The organism is Bartonella mastomydis, assembly GCF_900185775.1.
Classification (GTDB): Bacteria; Pseudomonadota; Alphaproteobacteria; order Rhizobiales; family Rhizobiaceae; genus Bartonella; species Bartonella elizabethae.
The window spans coordinates 161,931-180,891 of the sequence record NZ_LT883138.1; the positions used below are offsets into that span (position 1 = coordinate 161,931).

12 protein-coding genes, 2 tRNA genes and 1 pseudogene are annotated in these 18,961 nt (G+C 33.5%); 10 read left to right on the forward strand and 5 right to left on the reverse strand.

The features are described 5' to 3' along the window. The first annotated feature begins 246 nt into the window (after positions 1–246). The 3 genes and pseudogenes from FJG96_RS03905 to FJG96_RS09005 form a co-directional block, all read left to right on the forward strand. Positions 247–1,335: a 2'-deoxycytidine 5'-triphosphate deaminase gene (locus FJG96_RS03905; protein ID WP_139412831.1), complete on the forward strand. Its 1,089-nt coding sequence runs from the start codon at positions 247–249 to the stop codon at positions 1,333–1,335. Between the two features lie 891 nt (positions 1,336–2,226). Beyond that, positions 2,227–3,378, forward strand: a complete 1,152-nt coding sequence (lldD, locus tag FJG96_RS03910; RefSeq protein WP_139412832.1) for an FMN-dependent L-lactate dehydrogenase LldD — start codon at positions 2,227–2,229, stop codon at positions 3,376–3,378. 1,549 nt (positions 3,379–4,927) lie between these two features. Then, positions 4,928–5,146 (forward strand): annotated as a pseudogene (locus FJG96_RS09005) (integrase); the annotation flags it as partial. Positions 5,147–5,813: 667 nt separating this feature from the next. Here the strand turns inward: FJG96_RS09005 and FJG96_RS03930 are convergent. The 3 genes from FJG96_RS03930 to FJG96_RS03940 form a co-directional block, all read right to left on the reverse strand. Further along, positions 5,814–6,041 (reverse strand): hypothetical protein, encoded by a 228-nt coding sequence (locus FJG96_RS03930; RefSeq protein ID WP_139412834.1) that lies wholly within the window; start codon positions 6,039–6,041, stop codon positions 5,814–5,816. Beyond that, positions 6,038–6,700, reverse strand: a complete 663-nt coding sequence (locus tag FJG96_RS03935) for a lysozyme (RefSeq protein ID WP_139412835.1) — start codon at positions 6,698–6,700, stop codon at positions 6,038–6,040. Before FJG96_RS03935 ends, FJG96_RS03930 begins: the two co-directional genes overlap by 4 nt. Positions 6,701–7,827: 1,127 nt before the next feature. Further along, positions 7,828–7,900 (reverse strand) — tRNA-Thr (locus FJG96_RS03940). A 477-nt stretch (positions 7,901–8,377) separates the two neighbouring features. Between FJG96_RS03940 and FJG96_RS09015 the strand changes: the two genes are divergently transcribed. Next, positions 8,378–8,494 (forward strand): SlyX family protein, encoded by a 117-nt coding sequence (locus FJG96_RS09015; RefSeq protein WP_246046894.1) that lies wholly within the window; start codon positions 8,378–8,380, stop codon positions 8,492–8,494. A 987-nt stretch (positions 8,495–9,481) separates the two neighbouring features. On the opposite strand, the gene FJG96_RS09020 is transcribed toward FJG96_RS09015, so the two are convergent. Further along, positions 9,482–9,820 carry a hypothetical protein gene (locus FJG96_RS09020; RefSeq protein ID WP_139412836.1) on the reverse strand — a complete coding sequence of 113 codons (339 nt, stop codon included), beginning with the start codon at positions 9,818–9,820 and terminating at the stop codon, positions 9,482–9,484. Between the two features lie 183 nt (positions 9,821–10,003). Here FJG96_RS09020 and FJG96_RS03955 point away from each other — a divergent pair, with 183 nt between their 5' ends. Genes FJG96_RS03955 through FJG96_RS03970 form a run of 4 tightly spaced genes read left to right on the forward strand, consistent with a single transcriptional unit; the run spans position 10,004 to position 13,363 of the window. After that, a complete protein-coding gene (locus FJG96_RS03955; protein ID WP_139412837.1) occupies positions 10,004–11,431 on the forward strand; it encodes an amino acid permease in 1,428 nt (475 codons plus the stop codon). A gap of 45 nt (positions 11,432–11,476) precedes the next feature. Next, positions 11,477–12,157, forward strand: a complete 681-nt coding sequence (locus FJG96_RS03960; RefSeq protein ID WP_139412838.1) for an energy-coupling factor ABC transporter ATP-binding protein — start codon at positions 11,477–11,479, stop codon at positions 12,155–12,157. Next, complete coding sequence (locus FJG96_RS03965) at positions 12,154–12,777, forward strand: energy-coupling factor transporter transmembrane component T family protein (RefSeq protein WP_139412839.1); 624 nt, start codon at positions 12,154–12,156, stop codon at positions 12,775–12,777. The genes FJG96_RS03960 and FJG96_RS03965 overlap by 4 nt, the downstream gene beginning before the upstream one ends. A 31-nt stretch (positions 12,778–12,808) precedes the next feature. Next, positions 12,809–13,363, forward strand: coding sequence for a biotin transporter BioY (locus tag FJG96_RS03970; RefSeq protein ID WP_139412840.1), 555 nt, complete (start codon positions 12,809–12,811; stop codon positions 13,361–13,363). 2,128 nt (positions 13,364–15,491) lie between these two features. On the opposite strand, the gene FJG96_RS03980 is transcribed toward FJG96_RS03970, so the two are convergent. Next, positions 15,492–15,567 (reverse strand) — tRNA-Phe (locus tag FJG96_RS03980). Between the two features lie 401 nt (positions 15,568–15,968). Between FJG96_RS03980 and FJG96_RS03985 the strand changes: the two genes are divergently transcribed. Both FJG96_RS03985 and FJG96_RS03990 read left to right on the forward strand, forming a co-directional pair. Next, complete coding sequence (locus tag FJG96_RS03985) at positions 15,969–17,132, forward strand: phosphoserine transaminase (RefSeq protein WP_139412842.1); 1,164 nt, start codon at positions 15,969–15,971, stop codon at positions 17,130–17,132. A gap of 386 nt (positions 17,133–17,518) precedes the next feature. Then, positions 17,519–18,808, forward strand: a complete 1,290-nt coding sequence (locus FJG96_RS03990) for an adenylosuccinate synthase (protein WP_139412843.1) — start codon at positions 17,519–17,521, stop codon at positions 18,806–18,808. The last annotated feature ends 153 nt before the right edge of the window (positions 18,809–18,961 follow it).

An 18,961-nucleotide genomic window follows, 5' to 3' on the forward strand; every position in this document is an offset into this window, starting at 1 on the left:
TTAAGAGGTTTATAGAAAATTATGATAACATCATTTATACAACATTCAAGAATGAGGAGATATGAGAGGTATTATTTCTAAACGCTTCTTATTTTTTCGAGGGCATATTATACTAAGTTTTTTTCATTATTTGAAGTATTAACAAATTACTTGGAAAAAAAATAATTTTGATCATCCTAAAATAGCTTGCACCAATTTATCATCTAGGTCAAAAAAGAAACAGTGTAAAAAGGGAAGGCAATATATATGGAGCGTATAAGCGGTATTTTAGCGGATAGTGATATACAAGCTTTGATCGATAATAACTTTCTGACAGCGCACAGTCCGTTTGATAGATCACAAATACAACCAGCAAGCCTTGATCTTCGTTTAGGGGAGAAAGCTTATCGTATACGTGCTTCCTTTATGCCGGGTCTTGAGGCAAAAGTTTTGGATAAGCTTGAACGGTTAAAGTTGCATGAGTTTGATTTACGAGATGGCGCTGTTTTGGAGACGGGGTGTGTTTATATTGTTCCACTTTTGGAAAATTTAGCCTTACCAGAATTTTTATCTGCTATTGCCAATCCCAAAAGCTCTACGGGACGATTAGATATTTTTACACGGGTCATTACAGATAATGCTCAAGAGTTTGATAAAATTTGTGCTGGTTATCATGGTCCTCTTTATCTGGAAATTAGCCCACGAACATTTCCAATTTTGGTGCGTACAGGCTCGCATTTATCACAGCTTCGATTTAGAAAAGGGCAAAGTTATTTAAATGAAGTTGAGCTGCATGCTTTGCAAAGGCAAGAAACGCTGATATCGGATGATCTTCCTAATATTAGCGCTGGTGGTATTGGGCTTTCCATTAATTTAAAAGGAGACAAAAACGGGCTTATAGGTTATCGTGGTAAACATCATACAAGTGTTATTGATATTGATAAACGTGCTGTTGCCCACGTTTTAGATTTTTGGGAACCTCTTTTTGATCGTGGTCAAAGGGAGCTGATTCTTGATCCTGATGAGTTTTATATTTTAGTTTCACGAGAGTTTGTTCATGTACCTCCACTTTATGCCGCAGAAATGACCCCTTTTGATCCTTTAGTAGGTGAGTTTAGGGTGCATTATGCAGGCTTTTTTGATCCAGGGTTTGGGCATATGGAAGCGGGTGGTAAAGGGGCAAGAGCGGTTTTAGAAGTGCGCAGCCATGAAGTTCCTTTTATCTTAGAGCATGGTCAAATTATTGGCCGTTTGGTCTATGAGCATATGCTTAGCCGACCAACAACCCTTTATGGGCATGATGTCGGGTCACATTATCAAGCACAGGGTTTAAAATTATCCAAGCATTTTAAATGAGCTAAAAACTAAGAGTTTTGATAAAATCTATGCAGGAAATATCTTTTAAGTAAGAATTTTTTTCCTCACAAAACGGGCTCCCTGCATTTTATTGTCATTTTTAAAAGTTATGACTACCCTTGCATTTTAGAGGATATGAGAGGGATTTTTACTTCTTTTTTAACAATTTTTATTCCATATGAGCTCCGTTTATCATGAGCAAAAGAATAATTCCAATTGTTTCATCGTAAAAAGATCTAAAATGAAAGAATTTTACTGTATTCAATTCTTATTTCAATAAGTCATTGTATATGCATTATGATAATAAATCAACAAGTTAATAAAACTCAACATAACAATAGCGTATTTGATTTTCAAAACAAACATGCAAGACCTAGATGCTGCTATAAACTTCATGGTTTTAGAGCTTAAATACCGAGTATAGTTTATTCTCTATAAAATTTATTATTCAGAGCTAATAAATACTTTTTTTATCTTTTGGGGGGATTATAGTTTATCCTACATGATAAGAAACTCTCTATTCTTATAAAAAATAATGTAAATAAACTTTTAAGGGAGAGATAACTTTGAATGGCAATAAACAAACTGGTGGCGCAATAGCTTTCAAAGGGGCATCTGTTTACAGTAAAGTCTAGCACTTCAATTGTAGATGAACGATGTATAAATGTCTGAATAATAGGTTATTGATCCTCCTCCATACTGTGAGGTTTTAAATTTGGAAAAGAGACAGAAAGACGTTGTTTTTATCAATGAGTTTTTTAGAAAGTTGCAATCTCTGTTACCTCTATCTATTCAATAGAGCGTTTGGGAAGATATTAAATAGGAGGTATTGGGGGCTCTTATGTGTTTTAGGATATCTTCTCTTTTCATTTAGAAACAATGGTGCCATCAATGATTATTTCTTCAACATTTGATTATCGCAAGGCTGCAAAGCGTCGTCTTCCTCCCTTTCTTTTTCACTATATTGATGGTGGAGCTTATGCAGAAGAAACGATGCGACGTAATTGTACAGATCTTCAAGCACTTGCACTGCGTCAAAGGATTCTAAGGCAAGTTGGTGCAGTTGATCTTTCAATCAAGCTTTTTGATCAGACACTTGATTTACCGATTGTTCTTGCACCTGTTGGGCTAACGGGCATGTATGCACGCCGTGGTGAGGTACAAGCTGCGCGTGCAGCCGTTGCAAAAGGGATTCCTTTTACTCTATCTTCTGTTTCAGTCTGTTCTATTGCAGAAGTGCAAGAAGCAGTTGGAGATACATTTTGGTTTCAACTTTATGTTCTCAAAGATCGCGGTTTCATGCGTGACGCATTAGAGCGGGCTTGGGCATCTGGTGTCCGCACGTTGGTTTTTACAGTTGATATGCCAGTTCCAGGTGCGCGTTATCGTGATGCGCATTCGGGGATGTCTGGTCCTTATGCTGGATTACGCCGTTTTTTACAAGCTTTTATGCATCCACATTGGGCTTGGAACGTTGGTATTATGGGGCGCCCCCATGATCTTGGAAATGTTTCCACCTATCTCAAAAAGAAGATTGCACTGGATGATTATGTTGGTTGGATTGGGGAAAATTTTGACCCATCAATTAGTTGGCATGATCTACAATGGATTCGCGATTTTTGGAAAGGAAAAATGATTCTGAAAGGTATTTTAGATCCAGAAGATGCGCGAGAAGCAGTACAATCTGGTGCTGATGGAATTGTTGTTTCCAATCATGGGGGACGCCAGCTTGATGGTGTCTTATCAACGGCGCAGGCGTTGCCTGCAATTGCGGATGCTGTAAAGGATCATTTGACTATTTTAGTGGATTCTGGTGTGCGTTCTGGTCTTGATGTTGTACGCATGATCGCACAAGGCGCAGATGCCGTTATGATTGGTCGTGCTTTTGTTTATGCGCTTGCTGCAGCAGGTGAGAAAGGTGTTACTCACCTGCTTGATCTTTTTGCCAATGAAATGCGGGTAGCTATGACACTGACTGGTGCTCAGACAGTAAAAGAGATTACACGCGATAGTTTAGTGAATACAGATGTTTTTAAGCAATGAAAGTTATTTTTTATACTGCTTTTAGAAAAAGAAATTTTTTATAGAAGAGCATTATTGTATATTTTACAGATATGTTGACAGTTAACGTTGAAGAAAAAGGTCAAAAATCTCTTCTATAAAATGGCAATAAATATCCAATAACTATAATAATAAAAAATCTTAATAACAATCAAAGCAGAAAAAGTACAAATAATACTTCATAAACCTGTTATTCACTTTGTTAAAACGCGTTCTAAGGATAAAAAGGAACAAGCGCTGCCAACAAAGGCATAACAACTGTTGAGAAAGAAAAAATAGATATAAATAATGCTGTGAGCATTTTTCCTCTCCTAATTATAAAAAATATAATATATTAATCATGCTTTTAATATTAAATTAATACATATAGTATATAATTAATTTTATTCAAAAAATCAATATGTATTATTAATGTGTATAAATTATAAAAAAATGGAGATATGTTCTATAATATCTATATTATTTATGCTGATTTTAATGAATAATATATTATATGGACATGATATTGTTTTTTATAGAATATATATTTAAATAATAAAAAAACAGTATAGTATCTTTTAAAAAACGCTTTCATTAGAAAGCAAGACAACGTGATTTAATGTGCTTATCAGTCTCTTTTTTTGCATCCTCTATGATTTATGATGATTTTAAACTGGGCGAGCATATTAAGATGTAGTTTCATATTTTTTTGTATCTTATATCATTGCTAATACAGTTTTTTATATTTTATCGATTTATTTTATAACTTGCAAAACAATCCCATTGGCTTTCATTATAGATTGGCTCATCCGGTATTTATAGTGATACGGAATTTACAGACGATATTTTGTTCCATGAGTAATCTTGCTATTTCTTCTCTAAGTCTCCTTAATGCTCTTCACAAATAACGATAGATCTGCGAGATTTACAGAGTTCTAATATAGAGATGTACCATCTAAAGGTTGGATTGTAGATACACTGACAACTGTTGGAATAATTTCATATTTTTGAAGTGCTTCAGCTGCATCAAGATAAATTTAGATGATTTTTCCGGTGGCAAATAGGAGAATATCTTTCCCCTTTTTGATAACAGAAGCTTTGCTGATATCGATGTTTGCAGTACTCTTATGAATATTTATAACAGGGTGCTTTTCTAGGGGGATATAAACGTGCATAGGATTGTTTAACGTTGAGAGAATTATGGATTTTGTTTCTTTATTATCTGCAGAAGCAATAATACTGTATGTTAGGAATGGTGCGAAACGAAGCAAAATCGGAAATGGCATGATGGGTTATTTTCAGGATCCATAGCTAATACCCGCACTAATATCAATTAATCGAACAGAATTTTCACAATAAGCAGGTATACCTTTATTTGTTAAGGGCACATGTTATCAAAAAATAAGCTTGCAAAACAACCAAGAACTTTTTTCACATGAAGTAAGACTAGCAGCAATACCTATCAAATTTTATTCAGCACTTCCAACTTTTACAATACATATCGGATAAAGTTTTGCGCATTGAGCAGTCTTTCCAGATATTCGTGAAGCCGCCATTTATCTTTCGAGAACAAACTATTTTAAAATAGCAAAGCAATACTTTTAAAGAAATTGTGCAGGCAGCTTTTGAAAGTAAAAAAGCTGAGTAAAAAAATGAAGGTAAAAATAGGCGTTGGTTTTCTCCACTGAAATTGCATGTTATTCCAAATATAGAGAGCTTACCTACAGAAAAATTAACAACCAATATTATTTGCAATATTCTTGCGCCACTTTAGCATAAACAGCAGATACAATGCGAAAGTATTTATTTTATCTTCAAGAACATTACAGTAAAAAGCTGAAACAACGTCATTAATAAATCCCCTAAAAATCTAATATCTCTATATAATTTTACGGATTTATATTTCTTAAATATGGACAGATCTCTAAAAATAATTTTTGCTGAAAACAGCCCTTTTTTATATCATCAGATCTTTGAAAGGCAATAAAAGGGCAATCTACAAAATCCTTTCTTCTCTTGTTTGGTTAGAATAACAGGAACAACCCTAAAATATCTTAATACATCCAATCATTTTACGAAAATATAACCAGTTAAATCCTTTGATTTTAAGTCAAGTTCCCCCTTGTCACTCTAATGAAATTGTTACTCCAATGAAATTAAATCGCTCCAAATAAATCAAATAGACGACCAAAGTGTTTTAATCCTTTAAGGGTTTCTGTTTTTAATTTAAATGGATTCACCTCTTTCAAATTTTTTCGTTGATGAATGTTTCAGAGAAATCGTACTTTTATTTCTTCACTTTTCGTGTACGTTTCCACCCACATACACGCTCACCTTGTTCGTTATGTTTGAGAATCTCTCTTGCCAATTCTGGACTAATGACATTGATGTCTTGTCGATTCAAATAAATTGGCAGCCACCCAATACAAGAAGTTCGTTCATTCGTCGCGCAACCAGTTAGAAAGCTTATTGCGCACATCAGCATCACTTTTCTTGTTAATTTCATTTTCTACCTCAAGCCGTGTTTTCGCTGTATTAAAAGCTTCCTTTGTTTGTTTTTGCTTCTCAACTCTTTTTCCAAGGAAAAATGCCTTCACTAAAGCTAGAAAAAAAGCTGCTATGATTGCGGAGGTCGTCGTCAGATACTTCTTTATCCATAAGATCATAGGCGGTGTTCCTGAAAACGTTTAGCAATATATATCATAGCTGTACAAGCAGCTAAAACCATAACGCCTGCTAAAGCCCACTGGACAGGACCATTTCCTGCAAAAAGCCCTCCAAGCCCTGAAAAAGAGCCTATGATTGGTGCAAGAGCCTCTATTTTGCAAATCCCCGTTACGCCTTCTGATTCTACAACATGATAATTGGGGGCAACATGAGCTCCCTTTGCCCATAACCCTGCTTCGGCTGCTCGACGATTGACAAGACCTTGAATACGCTTTCCGCCTACTCTTGTCCATTTTTGCAATTCAGTTGGTACCGCCTCATATTCACCGTTATTGAGCTTTTTTAAAAGCGTAGATTTGCGAAAAGCTGTTATTCCTACATTATAGGAAAATGATACCAAAGCTGCGAATTGTTCATCACTTAAAGGAACGGTAACAGCTTTTTCAACAGCAGCTTCACAGTCTTTCAAATCCCGACGAAGGATTTCTTCAGCCTCTTTTTCCGTAATTTGCATGCCTTTATGGACACTTGGGGCGCCAGCTGCACTTGTATGCCCATAACCAATTGTCCATATTCCACCAGAATCCTCATAGGCCTTTAAACGTAACCCCTCCCATTGCTTAATCAATGCAAGCCCTTCTGTTGATATTTTTCGCATTATTCTTAATCCTATAAAAAACTACATAAAGCAGGACATAAATTTAAAACTTACATCTACTCAATTTTAAAACACGAAACAGTGAAATGGTTTAATCGATATAAAACCACCTTAATGAACTTTATTAAAACCCATATCATTTTTATTAGAGCAAAAATCACATTAATTACTATTCATTTTGTAGTAATTAACTTTCTCTTGAACCTAAATACAACAATTTTTGATCAACCAATTTATAAATTTATAATCAAATATTTCACCTATAAATACAATTGATCTAGAATGATTTAGAAAAAATTTATTTGAAATACCTCAATACTTTTATAGAAGAAAAGCGCTTTTCAACAAAAAGTAAGAAATATAATAATGAACAAAACAATAGGCATTGATTCTCAAATAATTTCAGAATCTATAACTCACACTATATAAACTTTTATAAAACAAAAAGAGATATTACAATTAAACATTACCATATACCAGTTATCTTAGAATCAACATATCGAATACATAACGTATTATACATATTTAATCAAAAAAGCTATAGTTAATTTAATTGTTCTTTATTTTTTCCTCTAATTGCTTAATTTCCTTAAAAACATACCTTCATGAAGGATTTGAAATAAACTGTTACATAAATTTTTTTATAAATAAAATATATTTACATGAAAACATAATGGATATTTTATCACTCTCTTATAGTCTGTTTCCAACTGAAACAGTATATCAGAGGAGCGTATTTAATCTATAGATCAATGATATTTAATCATTTTTTAAAGAATATCGTACTGTAAGAAATTTGAGCGGCAGTCTTGATTATGTTTTTTATTCATATGAAGCGTTTTGGCAATGGCATTATCTTGTCTAGTGTTGTATTGGCTACATTTCCAGCAGCATCTTAAATAAATCAGTTCAGCTTTTGAAATCTTTTTAGGGGTAATAACACAAGGGATATAAAAGATTTTGATAAAAGCTGCTTGAAGTTAGGAAGGAAAATTTCTCTTTCCAGCATCTTCACTCATTTATGGAGTATAAAAATAAGCAAAATTATATAAACCATAAAAGGTGGTCTAAAAATAGAAAATAAAGAAAAAATCTATATATTTAAATATTCTAAACACACAAATCGGTGCCGCATGCCGGATTCGAACCAGCGACCCCATCATTACGAATGATGTGCTCTACCAACTGAGCTAATGCGGCATAGGTTTGTAAGTCAATGAAACAAAACTAATTTGAGGGTAATAGCTAAAAGTATGTATAAAAGCAAGTATGCATTTTTTTCAATAATTTATAAGATGTGATAATAATTGAAGGAGAGGACTGCACAAGAGTCATGGAGGCGGTATTCTTATGATTGTAATGCTATAAAATGCTTACCGATTTGTGATAGTGTTCAAATTAAGAAGCTGGAAACCTCTCTCTTTAGGATAGAAAATGGTGTTAAGAGATCTTAGAAAAGATAAAAATATTTTCTGATTCTAAGACATGGAAGAAATTTGTTGAATAAGTGCTCAGGAAACTAAAATTTATCATAAATCTTATATAATGTGAAAATAAGATGAGCGCAATTAGTTGAAACTACTTTGCAATTTTATCGGAAGGAAAAGGGGGCGGGTTATTAAACTTAATCACGTTTTTTACTTAAGATGGAGTCGGAATCATGTCGGATAAAATCGGTTGATAGAACGAGAAACGAAGCAAGCTTACCAAGAAAAATTCATTGAGGAGCTTTCTCGTGTGGTCACTGACCAATGGAAAAGTTTGGAGAAGATATCTAAAAAGTTGATGTTTTAACGAGATGCTTGGCAGATTCAGAAGAGAACAGCCTTAATGAAGCTGTTATTTTGCCATTTTCTCAATAAAGTAACAGGCTGATTTATAATATTTACCGTTATTCAATTTGAATTAAAACTTTGAATACCGAAAGATCCTCTTATTTTAAATCTTCCTCATGTTGAATAAGTAAAAACCATGTCTTTTGCGCGTTACAAGAGGGAGGAGCCCGTGTGGATAAAAACTATTAAGAAGTGGCGAAAAATGCCTCTTATGAATCACCTCAAGTACCAAGAGCTGTAGCGAAACATTTTAGGGCTGGCAAAGTATGTGAGGGTGTTAGCTTGTTCCTTTACAAGCGTCAAGATGGAGGTGCTGAATGGATTTACCGTTATATCATTCATGGTCGATGTCATGAAATAGGCTTGGGCATATTGAGAAATGTTTTTTAAAAACAAGCGCGTGAATATGCAACCTAATGGTGTTCTATTTTATGTGAGGGACGTGCCTCTATGAAGATACTTTTTGAAAAAAATTCTAGTCATAGCCTCTTGTTTTTTTTAGATGTGATAGAGTAAATATCATAAGGGAAGGAAAGTTTGAAAAATTCTTTATCGCGATTTTGCGTTATTTTCAGACCAGTTTTTATTGGACGTATTTTTTAGCATGGAAAACAGTTTTTATCAACTTTAGAAAACTTTCTTATTAATTTCAAGAATTTTCAATCTTATAAAGAGTGCTGATATTGGAAGACACTTTTTATATATGATTTCTAGTACTAAACTTAAAAAAGTTTTTTGTAGAGTATAAAAAGCAGCTACAAAAATATCTAAAGGCTTCAATGTATTTCAATTTTTCTGTACAGAGTTTTTTATAGGCAGGGATTAAATTTATTCGCTAATTTCTTTTTTATGATCAAATGACTTTTAGCTGTGTTGATAGGGTGAGGGGACTCTAGGTTACATCGTTTGTGTATAGTACAGTGAGTTCTATAAATCTTTTTCAAGTTTAAATGTATTCTCCATTATATGTATATGATATTTTTTGAAAAGGCCTTTGTTTTTCATAAGTTAAGATACAAAATATGATTGCTAAAGCAGCAAAGATAATCCATGCTGGTAGATAAGTGAGAGTAATGCAAATGGAGGATAAAAAATCGGGCATTATCTTACATAGAGATTGATTAAGATTATAGATATCTGTTTGCAGAAGAGTTACGAGAATTCTATTAAGGGGGGTTATTGTCCAATGAGACGTGATGACGGAGTGTGCATTATCAATAACCAACGTTATAATTGTTAGTGTAACAAAAATGAAAGCCATTAATTTGAATAAAGAGCGAAGCATATTTCTTCCTGTAGTTTCAATGGAACATTCGCATAATGCACAGAAAGATAAGGAGTTGCATTATGACAAAAAAATAGATTTATGTTCTCTTTTATAATTTCTGTTGAAAAAAAAATATGTCGAAGATATTATCAGCCCTTCGTGTAAAGATTACAATCAATATTGAGGGGGGAGTGAAGAGTAATGCTGAAGAATGCGGATAATGGATTGAAGCGTAATCTTCAAAATCGCCACATTCAGATGATTGCTTTGGGTGGCGTTATAGGGACGGGGCTTTTTTATGGATCGACAGAAGCAATTCAATTGGCTGGCCCTTCGGCTATTCTAGCTTATCTTTTCGGGGGACTTATTATCTATTTCATTATGCGAATGCTTGGTGAAATGTCTGTAGAAGAACCAACCTCGGGTGCTTTTAGTTTTTTTGCTTATAAATATTGGGGAAGTTTAGCAGGTTTCATAACAGGTTGGAATTATTGGTTTCTTTATATTCTCGTCAGTATGACTGAACTTACAGTGATTGGATTTTATCTAGATCATTGGATTTTGATTGATCACTGGAAGTCATCCTTTATTGTACTTTTGTTTGTTACACTCGTTAATTTATCGAATGTTCGTTTTTATGGCGAATTTGAATTTGGTTGTGCTTTGATCAAAGTTGCTGCTGTTCTTGGTATGATTATTTTTGGGATTTTTCTCATTGTCACTGGAATAGGGGAAAATCAAGCGAATATCCATTATCTTTGGGATCACGGTGGTTTTTTGCCTTATGGAATTATAGGGGTTGTTTTGGCAACTTCTGTAGTAATGTTTTCTTTTGGAGGAACCGAGCTTATTGGTGTTGCTGCTGGAGAGGCATCTAATCCACAAAAAACAATTCCGGCGGCTATTCGTCAAGTTATGTGGAGAATCATAATTTTTTATATTGGTTCTATCAGCGTTATTATGATAATCAGTCCGTGGGATATGATTGGAAAAAATGGTAGTCCCTTTGTTACAATTTTTGAAACTGTAGGAATTCCCGCTGCGGGTCATATTTTGAATTTTGTGGTTATTATGGCGGCTATTTCTGTATACAACAGTGGCATTTATTCTAATGGTCGTATGCTTTATAGTTTAGCGATACAAAAAAATGCACCACATATTTTCGGTAAACTGAATGCTGCTCGTGTTCCTTATGTTGCTATCCTTTTTTCATCGTTGTGTACGGCAATAATCGTTGTTATTAATGCTCTCGTTCCTGATAATAGTTTTATGCGAATTATGGCTCTTGCAACTGCTGCTGCACTTATTACTTGGGCTATTATTGTTATTGTTCATTTAAAATTTCGAAAGGCGCATAAAAACAGAAAAGGAAACTTTATTTATGCGTTTAGTTTATATCCTTACGCTAACTATCTTTGCTTATGCTTTCTTGTTTTATTATTTTGTATAATGCTTATAAGTGGGTTTGGAAAAAATGGATTAATAGCGCGACTTTTGGATATGGTAGGAATAAGAGTACCTTTTCTTGAAACATATATTCCTGTACAGATGCCTGATATGAGTTTGGCAGTTATTATTATCCCTCTATGGTGCTTATTTTTACTTTTAGGCTATAAGCTTAAGCGATAACAATAGAAGGTGGTAATAATATAAAGGGTTTGATTGGAATAAACCTTGGGAATTATAAAATTTGATAAGGTGACACAAGTCTTTGGTGAGTTGTGTGTTTTAAAGAATATTACTGTACAACTTACCGAAAGACGCATTGCCATTATTGGTGCGAATGGTTCTGGAAAAAGTACATTTGTGCGTCTTATTAATGGGCTCCAATTACCATCTCATGGTTTTGTAAGTGTTGATGGGCTTGATACAAAGTGCGATGCAAAGGCGGTAAAGCGTAAAGTAGGATTTGTTTTTCAAAATCCTGATAATCAAATTGTTTTACCCCTAGTGGAAGAAGATTTATCCTTTGGTCTTAAAAATTTGAAGCTTAGTAAGGACGAAATTAAGAAGCGTGTAGATGAAATTTTACAGCGCTATGAACTTCAAGATTTCAGAAATCACGCTGTTCATTTATTAAGTGGTGGGCAAAAACAACTCATTGCTATTTCCAGTGTGGTTGCTATGAAACCAGATTACATTATTTTTGATGAGCCGACAACATTACTTGATTTACGAAATAAGCATCGCGTTACGCAAGTGATAGAAGAATTACCACAAACGGTAATAGTTGTATCGCATGATTTGGAGCTTTTGAAAAAGTTTGATAGAGTGCTGCTTTTTGATAAGGGGGAGATAGTAATTGATGATGTACCTTTTATTGCTATCAAGGAATATATAAGAAGAATGTCATGATCGGTTTATATATTCCAAAGGATACATTTATTCATAGGTTAAGTCCAGGAGTTAAGTTATTATTTCTTACAGTATGTGGAACTTTTATAATAATGGTTTCATCTATACCACCTCTTGGACTCTTTTTATTATTTGTTGTCCTATTCTATAGAGTTGCCAAGGTTCCTTTTAGCACTGTGATAAAGCAGTTTAAATCGATGGGATTGCTTTTAGTTCTTCTATTTGTATTTCAAACTATTTTTAGTGGTTGGCTTATGGGAGTTGAGGTCATATTACGTCTTGTTATTCTCTTTTCTTTATCATCCCTTGTTTCATTCACAACAAAAGTTTCAGATATGGTGGATGCAATTGAAACAGGGATTCAGCCCTTTCGTTGTTTGGGTATAAATCCATCAAAAGTGAGTATGGTTCTCTCTATGGCGATCAGGTTTATTCCTCTTTTGAGTGAAAAGTTTAATGAAGTCTATGAAGCACAGCAAGCACGGGGACTTAATACGAACATCATTGCTCTTGCAATACCTTTAATTATACGGACTATAAGAATGGGTTCAGAAGTAGCTGAAGCATTGGAAGCACGTTCTTATGATGCTGATACTATTGATACAATATCTCATCAATAATGCAAGTTTTTGATCGTGAAAGAAGAATCAAATGAATACAAAAGATTTAGTCTATATTGCTTTATTCGGTGCTATTTATGCTGTTTTAAGCCTTTTTCCTCCTATTTATCTTCCTTTTCTTCTAGGGGTGCCTATTACAGCTCAGTCGATGGGACCAATGCTAGCAGGCTCTATACTTGGAGCAAAAAGAGGTGCTTTAGCATCACTACTTTTTCTTGTTCTCGTTGCGATTGGATTGCCTCTGTTGCCTGGTGGTCGTGGTGGAATGAGTGTTTTTTTAGGAGTTACGAGTGGTTATCTCATCAGTTTTCCCTTTGCTGCATTTTTTATTGGTTTATTTGTTGAGTTATTTTGGAAGCGACTAAATTTTATACTCTTATTCTTAATTAATACTGTCGGTGGTATAGGCGTTGTCTATGCTTTTGGTATTCCATGGACAGCGTATATGACACAAGTGTCTTTGTTGACAGTTTTAATAAGCTCATTGGGTTTTTTAATTGGTGGTTTTTTGAAAGTTCTGATTGCATCGTTTATAGCGCTTACTATTAAAAAAACTGTACCTCTCATTCATTCCAAGAAAGGATAGTTCTGATTCTTTAACTTTGTATTACATTGCATAAGAAAGATAGAGCGCAAATAGTAACAAGCTAAAGCATTTTTATCTTTTAGTGAAATAGAATATATAGAAAATAAATAATTTATTATATCTTATATATTCATTATAAATTTTAATTCTGTTTTATAAAATATATATTCAAAAATCTTATAAAGATAATATTTTTCATAGTTTGTTTTCCAATATCATAAATTAATAATTATATATAATCAGAATTTGATTTATATTATAAATATGTGATTTTTAACTATAAATATATATTTTTATTTTTTATTAAATATAATATAGACACAAAAATATAATTATGTTAATTTCATTATGAATATTTATTAATGGAGGTAAATTATAAAAATGATTATAAAATATTTCTTTACTATATGTGCTCTATTGTTAATTTTTTTGTCTATTGTGAAAGCATCTGAATGCAAATTTTTACCAAGAGAAACATCTATTACTGTTAATTATTCTATTTCTAAATCAGATTTATTTCTTAGTAAGCAGAGAGATTATTTATTAAATAAAGTTATTTTACCAACTCATCCTGGCGATCATGATGTATTTTGGAAAAATATGATATTTCTTTTTGAAACAACAAAACGTGTGTATACTAATTTAGGAATGTATTTATATTATTCAATATTTTCCATATTCAAATGGTAGAATATTTATTTTTTTAAGTAATAAAACAACTTATATCATAATTATAATAAATAACATGATTTATATTATATATAATTAATAATTATATACATCAATATTCTAATCATATTATTTATTTTAGCAATAGTTTACAGTATATAAACGTTCAATACTGAATTAATAAATTTTTATAATGGACTTTAAAAATACTATTATTTTTGTAAAACAATAAGAATGATTAGTTTATTTGCAATAATTATTTTTGAATTTTTTACCAATTGATTTTAAAATTTTTACCTTATTGAAAGAGTGGTGTAAGTTTTATTTTTGAAAGAAGGTTTATAAGTCTTTTAATTTTTTAAAGATGGATGAGTATCAATTTCATAAATTTTTTAGAGAAAATGATGTGGGATAGATATAAAGCAATCAATCGTTTGGTCATTTTCTTTTGATTTGGTTTTCTGACTTTCAAAAGCACTCACATTAATATCTTTTTAATAATGAAAATTACGCATTGCTTTACGTTTTTATGTCTCACGTTTTTTAATAGAGTGATGTCCTTCACTGACAAAGAGAACAACTCAAACATGATTTACCTATTGTTGTTAATTTACGAGTTTATTTTCAAAAGGCATTTATCAAAGCACGTTACACCTATTTTGTGACGAGGCTTGTGAATGGTGTAATGCTAAAGTCCTCACGAATAATATATTAGGATACGAGCATCTTTCAGTTATGAAGGAGAAATTCGATACCATCATACATTTTTGCCAGTTTCAATGTTTCTATAGCTCTCGGCTCTGAGATGGTTCATAAAACGTTTTCTATTCATATGCTAGCCATCCTTGCGATGTGCAAGCAAGTGATTTTAATTGATTGAATATAAACAAGTTTTAAATGAGAGATCTACGATATTCAGACCTCTCATATTACATACCAATAATAAATTATATTGTATATTTACAAAGAGTTAATGTAAATTAAAAAAGATTTTGTAAAAACACATGATTGTTTTCTGTGATGCTTCCAATAATTTTTTATTTATGGTTTTCGCATTTTTTAGAAAGAGTAATTATCCCATTGGATAACTTTGATATAGATAATTCCGTTAATATAGCGCATATCATCGAAAATTTTCAGGATCAAATTAACGTTGAAGTATAATAATTATAATGAAATTAGAAAGATTTCTTAGGAATTCATCTTGTTAAAAACGAAAGCATTTTGAGTGTTCGAATCAACGAACATACCTCGAGAAGAAACCTCGACTCACAATAATTAAGAGACAAGCTGGAAAATCCTATTCTTCAACTTTTATTTACGCATTCCGCACTAAAAAAATAGTAAAAACAACAAATTAGGTAAAATTATATAAACCGTAGAAGGTGGTCTAAAAGGTGGACTAAGAATAGAAAATCAAATTAAAAAAGTATAATTTCAATATGTTAAACAGAAAAGGTGGTGCCCAGACGCGGATTCGAACCACGGACACGCGGATTTTCAGTCCGCTGCTCTACCTACTGAGCTATCTGGGCATGCTTCATAAAAAAATATAGAGCGTGTGCGGTTATAACATTAAAATTTTCTCTGTCCAGTCATCAAAAGAAAAATAATTGATTTTTTAATAAGTTTATCTCCCTATTCTAGAGAGTTATCAATGAATCTTTATCATAAAATAAACTTGATAGGTATGTTGTGATACATTAGTGTATTATTATCAGAATGCTATCTTATCGTGGTGATGATACGAAAAAAATTAAAAGAATCAATTGAGAGGCATGATTAAAAAAGATTTTTTTACAAAATTTCCGTGAATTTTAAGCCTACGAAATAATAGAAAACATTTTTGATTTTTTCTAAAAAGACGTTTGATAAGTCTTTATAACAATTTGTTTTTCTTTATAAAGGAAGCAAAACATCTAAAAGGGGAGAAATAATGATAATGTTACAAAAACCAAGCAGCCGTCCCAATAATACTAATTTTTCTTCAGGTCCTTGTAGCAAACGACCTGGTTGGACTTTTGATGTTCTTAAAAATGCATTAGTTGGGCGTTCGCATAGATCAAAAGAAGCAGAATTAAAACTTGCTGAAGTTATTAATTTAACCCGTGAGATTCTTGAGGTTCCTTTTGATCACCGTATAGGAATTATGCCAGGTTCAGATACCGGTGCTGTTGAAGCGTCTCTATGGTCTTTATTAGGTGAGCGTGGCATTGATATGGCAGCGTGGGAAAGTTTTGGATTTGGATGGAATAAAGATGTTGTTGAGCAATTAAAGCTTTCTGATGTGCGTCGTTTTGAAGCCCCATATGGTGAAATACCAGACTTAACACAACTTGATTTTGATCGTGATGTTGTTTTTACATGGAATGGGACAACTTCTGGTGTACGTATTCCGAATGCGGATTTCATTCCGGATAAGCGAGCAGGATTGACCATTTGTGATGCAACATCTGCAGCTTTTGCACAACATCTTGATTTTTCAAAATTAGATGTTGTTACTTTTTCGTGGCAAAAAGTTTTGGGAGGTGAAGCAGCACATGGTATGGTGATTTTAAGTCCTCGTGCTGTTGAGAGGCTTGAGAATCATGTTCCAGCTTGGCCTATGCCTCAACTTTTCTGTATGACAAAAAATGGAAAACTGAACGAAGATATTTTTAAAGGAAAAATAATCAATACGCCTTCTATGCTTTGTGTTGAAGATTTTCTTGATGGGTTGAAGTGGGCAAAATCTCTAGGAGGCGCAGCGGCATTAAGAGCAAGGGTTGAGAAAAATTTTTCTGTACTTGATGCTTTTGTTCGTAAAACACCATGGTTAGAATATTTGGCAAAAGATCCTGAAGTGCGTTCTAACACATCTATTTGTTTAGATATTGTGGATCCAGTGATCACTGCTTTAGAAACTGAAAAGCGAATATCTTTTATAAAAGCGGTTGTAAATCGTCTTGCTGAAGAAGGTGTTGCTTATGATATTGGTTCGTATCGTGATGCTCCTCCAGGGCTTCGAATTTGGGCGGGTATAACAATTGAGGCTTCCGACCTTGAAATTTTAACACAATGGCTTGAATGGGCGTTCCAAGTTGAAAAGGCACAGCTTTAAATAATGGCGGGTGATTTTCACAACGCGTTTTTAAACAGAAAAAGGATACGAGAGATTATGATGATCTTTCGTATTCTTATATCAGACAAACGACTTCTGAGTAATATACATGAATTGTAAAAGATTAAGAGAGAAAATGAATGTTTTGTCAGAGGGGAAAGCATAAATTGAAATTTCTAATTTTTTACTTTTTATAGCAAAAATGACAAGATTTAGAATCTTGGGGTATTTGTTTATCTTTATTATCATAAATGTAAAAAATTTAATTTCTTGAAGATTGAGAAAAATCTGAAATGAGGAGTCGCACTTGCCCTAAGGTTTCGTTATAAGGAAGTATTTGTTTTTGGATGCTGGTTTTTTTTTGACCAAACACGACGGAGAAAGTTATGGCCAATGTAGTTGTTGTGGGTACACAATGGGGTGATGAAGGCAAAGGTAAAATTGTAGACTGGTTGTCTGAGCGCGCAGATATCGTGGTGAGATATCAGGGGGGGCATAATGCTGGTCACACATTGGTTATTGATGGAGTGAGTTATAAATTATCACTTTTACCGTCTGGTTTAGTTCGTGGGAAGTTATCAATCATCGGGAATGGTGTCGTTGTTGATCCTCATCATTTTGTTGCAGAATTAAAAAAACTATGTGATCAGGGTGTAAAAATTACCCCAGAAATTTTACGGATTGCTGAAAATGCTCCCTTAATTCTTTCTTTACACCGTGATCTTGATGCAATTCGAGAAAGCGGTTTATCAGGTTTAAAGATTGGGACAACAAAGCGTGGTATTGGGCCGGCTTATGAAGATAAGGTGGGACGTCGTGCTATCCGAGTGATGGATTTAGCAGAAAAAGATACGCTTATGGCTAAGATTGAGCGGCTTTTGAGGCATCATAATGCTTTGCGTCGTGGGATGGGGGTTGCAGAGATTGATTCTCAGGCACTTTATGATGAATTAATGCAAGTTGCAGATAAAATTCTGCCCTTTATGGATTGTACGTGGCATCTTTTAGATGAAGGCTATCGGGAAGGAAAGCACATTCTTTTTGAAGGGGCACAAGGTGCTTTACTCGATAATGATTTTGGAACTTATCCTTATGTAACATCATCGAATACAGTTGCTGGGCAGGCATGTACAGGATCTGGGATGGGACCTAGAGTCATTCATTATGTTTTGGGTATTGCAAAAGCTTATACTACACGTGTTGGAGAAGGGCCGTTTCCGACAGAGCAGATAAATGATATTGGGGAATTTCTTGGGACACGTGGGCATGAATTTGGTGTTGTAACGGGTCGAAAGCGTCGATGTGGTTGGTTTGATGCAGTTTTAGTGCGTCAGATGGTCGCAATTTGTGGTGTTCAAGGTATTGCATTGACAAAACTTGATGTTCTGGATGGTTTGGATGAAATAAAAATTTGTATTGGTTATGAGCTTGATGGTAGAAAAATTGATTATTTACCTTCTTCCATGGGAGCTCAAGCCCGTGTAAGGCCTATTTATGAAACATTAGAAGGTTGGAAGGAAAAAACAGCCCATGCATTGAGGTGGGAAGATTTACCAGTGCAGGCTGTTAAATATATACGCTATATCGAAGAACTGATTAACGCAAAAGTAGCTTTATTATCCACAAGTCCAGAACGTGGAGATACTATTCTTATTACAGATCCCTTTGCAAATTGAGGATTCTTTTTAGGTTTTCATATAGATTCTGTGTTCATTTCTATGTCTTTTAACAAAGAGCTTTTTTAAGAGCGCATAAGAGAAAGGTGTAAAATAACATTGTTTATTTTTCATATTCATTTTACACTATTACGATATTTGCACCAATATAAA